General features: G+C 70.9%; 5 protein-coding genes and 1 pseudogene. 3 read left to right on the top strand and 3 right to left on the bottom strand.

Going from position 1 to position 6,233, the window contains the following annotated elements; translation table 11 throughout:
- Positions 1-129 (top strand): annotated as a pseudogene (locus tag ACIG5F_RS45645) (inositol-3-phosphate synthase); the annotation flags it as partial.
- Positions 126-923 carry a phytanoyl-CoA dioxygenase family protein gene (locus ACIG5F_RS45640; protein WP_396526523.1) on the top strand — a complete coding sequence of 266 codons (798 nt, stop codon included), beginning with the start codon at positions 126-128 and terminating at the stop codon, positions 921-923. The pseudogene ACIG5F_RS45645 and the gene ACIG5F_RS45640, both read left to right, overlap by 4 nt.
- Before the next feature lie 100 nt (positions 924-1,023).
- Here the strand turns inward: ACIG5F_RS45640 and ACIG5F_RS45635 are convergent, their stop codons facing one another.
- Genes ACIG5F_RS45635 through ACIG5F_RS45625 form a run of 3 tightly spaced genes read right to left on the bottom strand, consistent with a single transcriptional unit; the run spans position 1,024 to position 5,269 of the window.
- Positions 1,024-2,967 (bottom strand): aminotransferase class I/II-fold pyridoxal phosphate-dependent enzyme, encoded by a 1,944-nt coding sequence (locus tag ACIG5F_RS45635; protein ID WP_396526522.1) that lies wholly within the window; start codon positions 2,965-2,967, stop codon positions 1,024-1,026.
- Positions 2,964-4,145 carry a radical SAM protein gene (locus ACIG5F_RS45630; protein ID WP_396526521.1) on the bottom strand — a complete coding sequence of 394 codons (1,182 nt, stop codon included), beginning with the start codon at positions 4,143-4,145 and terminating at the stop codon, positions 2,964-2,966. The genes ACIG5F_RS45635 and ACIG5F_RS45630 overlap by 4 nt, the downstream gene beginning before the upstream one ends.
- Before the next feature lie 5 nt (positions 4,146-4,150).
- Complete coding sequence (locus ACIG5F_RS45625; RefSeq protein ID WP_396526520.1) at positions 4,151-5,269, bottom strand: GNAT family N-acetyltransferase; 1,119 nt, start codon at positions 5,267-5,269, stop codon at positions 4,151-4,153.
- A gap of 176 nt (positions 5,270-5,445) precedes the next feature.
- Between ACIG5F_RS45625 and ACIG5F_RS45620 the strand changes: the two genes are divergently transcribed.
- On the top strand, positions 5,446-6,219 hold the full coding sequence (locus ACIG5F_RS45620; RefSeq protein ID WP_396526519.1) for a class I SAM-dependent methyltransferase: 774 nt from the start codon (positions 5,446-5,448) through the stop codon (positions 6,217-6,219).
- The last annotated feature ends 14 nt before the right edge of the window (positions 6,220-6,233 follow it).

Genomic DNA, 6,233 nt, shown 5'->3' with positions numbered 1-6,233 from the left:
GACCGCGGCATCGGCGGCCCCATCCTGTCCGCCTCCTCCTACTTCATGAAGTCGCCGCCGGAGCAGTACTCCGACTCGCAGGCCCACGACGCCGTGGAGAAGTTCATCCGCGGCGAGGTCGAACGATGAGCACCGTGGACCACGCCGCGTTCTTCGCCACGCACGGATTCCTCGTGCTGCGTAACGTGCTGGCCGAGGACGAGGTCGACCGGCTGCGGGCCGAGATCCTGGCGGCGCTGTCGGCGAACTACGAGCTGCCGACCGAGTCGGCGGCCGCGGCCACCGGCACCGCCGGCTTCTACCTGCCGATGATGGGGCCACGCACGCCGGTCAGCCGGGCACTGCTGGCCGACCCCCGGCTCGTCGACGTGGCCCGTGACATCCTCGGCGACGACGTCGTGCCCAAGCCGGCCAAGGGAGTCCTCTACCGCGACGCCTCCAGCTGGCACGCGGACTCGTACGACCGCGAGCTCAACGCGGTCAAGGTCGTCGCCTACCTGGACCCGCTCACCGCCGACACTGGCGCCCTGCGCGTGCTGCCCGGCTCCCACCACGACGACGTCTCCGCGTCGCTGTCGCGGCTGCGGGCCGACAACCCGCCCGGCAAGCCGGTGCTCGACGAGCAGCGGGAGGCCGCGCTGTTCCCGGCGGTCGCGCTGGACTCCCGGCCGGGCGACGTCATCTTCTTCGACGTCAAGCTGTGGCACGCCAGCCTGTCCGGCCGGGACCGGGTGCAGTGGAGCGCCTCCTACGCGGCGACGCCGCGCACCGAGCGCGAAGAGGCCAAGGTCCGCGACTACATCACGCTGTTCCTGAGCGCTGACCACAAGTACGACACCGAGCAGTACCCCTACTTCGACCCGGACTGGTCCCGCCCGGGCGCGCCGGCCTACGCCGAAGTGCTCACCAGGATCTGTTCCTGAGACCGTGAAGGCCGCGGCCGCCCGGCAACGGGCGGCCGCGGCCTTGGGTCACCGGCACAAGCGAATGCCCGCCGCTCACGCGGCGGGCATTCGTTGGGCCTCATGCCGTCGCGAACTCCGGATTGGACATGCCACCGAGCTGGTAGAACAGCGAGGCCACGCCGGTGCAGGCAGTCGGCACGCCCAGCCTTTGCAGCTGGCGCAGCACGAAGTCGTCCTCGCCGATCCGGTCCGCCACCTCCTCGGCCGTGCGGGGCCGGTCGAACCGGAGCAACCGCAGCAGGCGGGTGTCGAACAGCCACTCCCCCATGTCGACCATGTCGTGCTCGACGCCGTCGCGGACGACCGTGCCACCGCTGTCGACGACTCCGGCGGCCCGCAGGGAATTCCAGCGGTCGAAGGCCGCCGGCCCCGGCGGCAGCCAGGGAAACCGGTCCACGGCGACGGGCCGGCGGCCGTTGTCGACCAGCGTCCGCCAGGAGTGCACGGCCGGCCGGTCCGCCGAGATCAGGGCCAGCAGCGAGGCGAGATGGTCCGGCGCCCAGACGTTGTCGTCGTCGAGGAAAGCGGTGTAGTCGGCCGTGCAGTGCTGCGCGGCCAGCTGCCGCAGGGCCGCGATGCGCTCGAACGGCGTCGCCGGCAGTGCCGTTCCCGCGTCCAGCGACAGCACCCGCAGCTCCGCGAGCCCGGGGTTGGGCACGCCGCCCACCGGCTCCGGGCCGTCCACCCACACCGTGACGCGGACATCGGCGTCAACCCGTTGCGCCGCGACGCCGGCCAGGGCGTCCGCGAGGGTCGGCCGGTCGCCGCTGGTCACCAGCACGACGTCCACCGCCGGCCGGGTGGTGGGGGTCGCACGCTCGGCCGGCTCCGCGCCGGCGAGGACGTCGACCAGCTCGTCGATGAGGTCGTCATCGGCAAGGAATGCGTGGTGGGGCACGACAACGCTGCGCTCGTGCCAGATCCGGGACTGGGTCGCGCCGCTGACGACGTGGTCGATCAGCGAGTACTGCTTCACCGTGCCCGGCCGGTAGAGCGGACCCTCGGGCACCGGAGGGTACACGCGGTCCAGCGTCAGCCCGGTCTTGACCGCGACCTCCTCGATGAGCTCCGCCGGAGTGCCTCGGCCGTCCGGGATCCGCACGGCCAAACCGTAGAAGTTGCCGGACCGCAGCGCGCCGTCGTCGGCGAAACACTGCCAGCCGGCTTCGGTCAGCCGCCGCACGAAGCGAGTCGCGGCTCGGGAGCGCGCGGCCGACTGGGCCGGCATGCGCTCCAGCTGGTCCAGCAGCAGCGCCGCCGACACCTCCGACAGCGCGTGGTTGGCCCCGTGCAGCAGGAACGCGGGCTCCAGCTCATTGGCCGCGGTCGGCCCGACGGTGGCGGCCCGCCGGCGCGAGTCCATGACCAGCGACTCGATCCGGGCGGCGGTCTCGTCGTCGTCGGTCAGGATGGCGCCGCCCTCACCGCAGGTGATCACCTTGGTCGCCTGGAGGCTCATGATGCTCACGTCGCCGAGGCTGCCGATCGGCCGGCCGTCGTCGGTCTCGGCGAGTTGGCTGTGGGACGCGTCCTCGACGATCAGCGCGCCGGGGAATCGCTTGCGCAGCGCCGGAATGTCCATCTGCTGCGCGTACAGGTGCACGGCCAGCACCACCGACGGCGTGATCTGCGGGGCTTCGCCGATCACGGACGGGGACCGCTCGTCGGCGTCGTAGAACGCCGGCGTGGCGCCAGCCCTCAGCACGGAGGTGGCGCAGCTGACCCAGGTCGTGGCCGGGATGAGCACGACGTCGCCGGGGCCGACGCCGAGCGCCTGCAACGCCACGAGAATGGCACTCGACCCGCTCGTGGTCAGCGTGCAGTGTTGGCGGCCGGCCCGCGCGGCCAGCTGCCGTGCGGCCTCGACGGCGCGCGGCGTCCACTGGCTGCGCGCGCCGCTGACGGCGAGGCGGCCGCTGAGCAGCGCCGCCCCCATTGCCTGCGCGGACCATTCGTCGGTCTGCGGCCACGCCGGCCAACGCCGGACTGACTGCTCGGTCATGACGTCTCCCTGTCGGATCGGCTGGACACCACGGTGAGCGGCAGCGTGGCGCCGGGTGGGGTGAGCGACGGCGCCGGCGTGAACGAGCGACACACCGACGGGGTCAGCTTGACCTCGTGCTTCTCGTACGGCTCGTAGGTCTCCACGTCGAAGTCGACGTATCGGTTGTGGTAGCACCAGTTGCATTCCTCGTACCGACCGGCCAGGCCCTCGCGGCCGCGGCCGTGCGCGGCCCGCAGCTCCTGGTAGGCCGGGCCGTTCCAGATGTCGGCGAAGCTGGTGGTGGTCAGGTCGCCCAGCAGGTGCTGCTCGGCCGGCGCGCCGATGAGGTGGTCGCAGAAGCCGACCCGGCCGCCGTAGTTGACGTAGCAGTACATCCACGGGTGCGTGCAGGTCTTGTCGGCGTGCAGGTCGTCGGCCCACAGCGGGTCCAGCGCCGCGTTGATCTGCACGTCCACGCTCTCGGCCACGGCCACGTCGGCCATCTCGGACAGCGCTTCGAGCATGCGCTCCCGGTGGTAGACCAGGTTGTCCGGGTCGGCCGAGTCGGCCGACAACGGGTTGATCCGCACCTTGATGCCGAGGTCGGCGGCGATGCGCACGATCTGCGGCAGGTTGGGCAGCGCCGCCGGCTGGATCACCACGTTGAGGTGGATGCCGTCGGTGCCGACGCCGCTTTCCCGGCCCTCGTCGGCCAGGATCTCCAGGTTCCGTTTGACCACGGGGAACTTGGCGCCGCGGCGGAGCAGCTCGAACGTCTCCTGGTCGCCGGCGTCGAACGAGACCCCGATCAGCGCCCGGTTGCGCACCAGCTTGCGCCACATGTCCTCGTTGGGCACGGTCAGGTTGGTCACCAGCTTGATACGGCAGCCGTATTCCAGCGTCTTGTCGACGAACTGCGGGAACCGTTTGAGGATCGTGCTCTCGCCCCAGCCCCGTAGGTCGACGATCTCCGCGGTCGGGAACAGCTCTTCCGCCACGCGGTCGAACAGTTCCGCGCTCATGTTGCGGGACGGCCGGAACGGCCCGGCCGAGCGGCACATCGGGCAGGACAGGTTGCAGTTCTCGGTCAGCTCGATGAACAGCACCCGCGGCAGGCTGTCCAGGACCGTGGCCCGCTGGTCGAACTCCATGGTGTTGCGGGAGCGGTTGGCAATGCGGACGGCATCGTAGGTCATCGGGTTCAGGCCCTTCGGATCAGTGCGAGTTGGGGCAGTCCCAGGTCCGCGCGGGCTCGCTGTTCGCGGTCGACGAGCGCGGCCCGGCCGGCGTCGCCGACACGGGCCGGCCAGCGCACGACGCCGTAGAGCGGATCCAGTCGCGCGCCGCGCCGGCGCTTGGCCGGGAACGCGCCGTTGCCGAGGCAGAAGCTGGTCACGCCGTGGTCGAGGCCCCAGGTGATCGGCTCGTAGAAGACGAGGTTGAAGTAGATGAAGTCGTTGGCCGCCAAGGCGTAGTCGAAGCCGACACTGCGAATGTGCACAGTGGACCCGTCGCGCAGGCACACGCACAGGCCGACGAGCACGCCGTCACGTTCGGCCTCGAACACCGTGACGTGCTCGTCGACCGTTGCCGCGAGGTCCTCGAAGTCGGCCAGGAACGACTCGGCGGTCGAGCCGGCGCCGTACTTGGCCATCAGCTGCGCGTGCAGCTCGGCCGCCCGGGTGCCCAACGACGCCGTGGTGTGGTGGATCCGCGTCCGCAGCCCGGACTCGAGGTACTGGCGGCGTTCCCGGCGCACGTTGAACCGGCTCTGCCGGCGCAGGCTCGCCACATAGCCGTCGAAATCGGACCAGGTCACGTCCAGTCGCGTCTCGGCGCCGATCAGCGCGTGCTGTTCACCGACGCTGGCCGCGGTCTCCGCGGCGAGGTTCTCGTCCGGCAGGTAGGCGATGGTCAGCAGGGCGTCCTCCGTGTCGGCCAACGCCGCGGCTTTCCGCACCAGCGCCGCCCGGGTCCGGGCGTCGGCCGCGGTGAACAGGCAGCGCGCGCCGGAGGTGGCGGCGAACAGCTGGGGGTAGAAGTCCTTGCGTGGCAACGGTGGTGAGCCACCGGGCCACACCTGCGCGACTACGTCGTAGTTGGTTGACGCCTCGGACTCGTCCCCGGTCCGGCGCAGCGCCATCAGTCCCGACATGCGACCGCTGTCGTCCCAGGCCGCGATGTAGCGCATGCCGCCGCGCGAGCGCCGGTCGCAGTACCTCAGCCAGCCGATCGACTCGTGCAACGGCGGCGTCGGAGCCAGCCGCCGGTAGTCAGCCGCGATCTCCTCGGCACGGCCGTGCACAGTCGTCGTGGTCACGTCGATTTCTCCCTACTGACAAGGGGAAACAGCATTTCGGACGCTACGCACGGCGCTGGCGCCGGTCAACGCGCGCCCGGTTTGTTTTCGCAGCACGAAACCGGCGTTGCCCCGGTGCGCCGCCGTGGCTAGCTTTCGCCCTTGCCGCTACAGGGACTCCGTTGGGAGCGTGCGAGATGAGCACAGCCAGGACCGCCATGGCCCGGTTCTACGACCCCCGCATGTACGAGCTCAACATCGGCTACACGCCGCGGTTCGGCGAGGTGTACCGGGACCATCTCGGCCCGCTGGCCGACACCGGCCGGATCATGGAACTTGGTTGCGGCACCGGAGCCGTGCTGCTGCCGCTGGCCCGCGCGGGCGCGACCGCCGTCGGGGTGGACGGGTCGCCGGACATGCTCGGGCACTTCGCCCGCAGCCTCAAGTCCGAGCCGGCCGACGTCGCGGACCGGGTCAGCCTGCACGAGGCGACGCTGCCGGCGCTGCCGGCGGTCGAACCGGTCGACGCCGTGATCATGCCGAACGACCTGGTCAGCCACATCCTCAGCGACGAGGACCTGGATCTGTTGCTGCACAACGTGCGCAGCGCGCTGAAGCCGGGTGGCCAGCTGGCGCTGGACGTGTCGCCGTACGACGTGGCCCGGCTGGGGGCCGGCAGCCGCACCACGCACTACTACTCCGACTACCCTGGCGGCAAGCTGATCGACGTCAGCGAGTGGAGCAGCTACGACGCCGCTTCGGGAATCCTGCTCTGCACCATGCGCTACGAGGTGCTCGACACCGACGCGGAGGTGGAATCCGCCTGGCACCGCCAGTTGCGGATGTACCCGCGCCGGCTGCGCGAGGTGACCGCCGCCGTGCGGCTGGCCGGATTCGAGCTCGACGCGGTCATCGACACGTTGCCCGACAGCGGTTCCGACAACATCCTGGTCGCCGCGCACGCGGTGTGAGTGGACAGGCCCAC

The organism is Kutzneria sp. NPDC052558, assembly GCF_044547355.1.
GTDB lineage: Bacteria > Actinomycetota > Actinomycetes > Mycobacteriales > Pseudonocardiaceae > Kutzneria.
The sequence above is the reverse complement of the archived record's forward strand: the minus strand, read 5'-3'. Positions and strand labels throughout refer to the sequence as shown.

Excerpts from the sequence above, each read along its gene's own strand:
- ACIG5F_RS45640 (WP_396526523.1), top strand. The coding sequence starts at position 126 with ATGAGCACCGTGGACCACGCCGCGTTCTTCGCCACGCACGGATTCCTC.
- ACIG5F_RS45630 (WP_396526521.1), bottom strand. The coding sequence starts at position 4,145 with ATGACCTACGATGCCGTCCGCATTGCCAACCGCTCCCGCAACACCATG.
- ACIG5F_RS45635 (WP_396526522.1), bottom strand. The coding sequence starts at position 2,967 with ATGACCGAGCAGTCAGTCCGGCGTTGGCCGGCGTGGCCGCAGACCGAC.
- ACIG5F_RS45620 (WP_396526519.1), top strand. The coding sequence starts at position 5,446 with ATGAGCACAGCCAGGACCGCCATGGCCCGGTTCTACGACCCCCGCATG.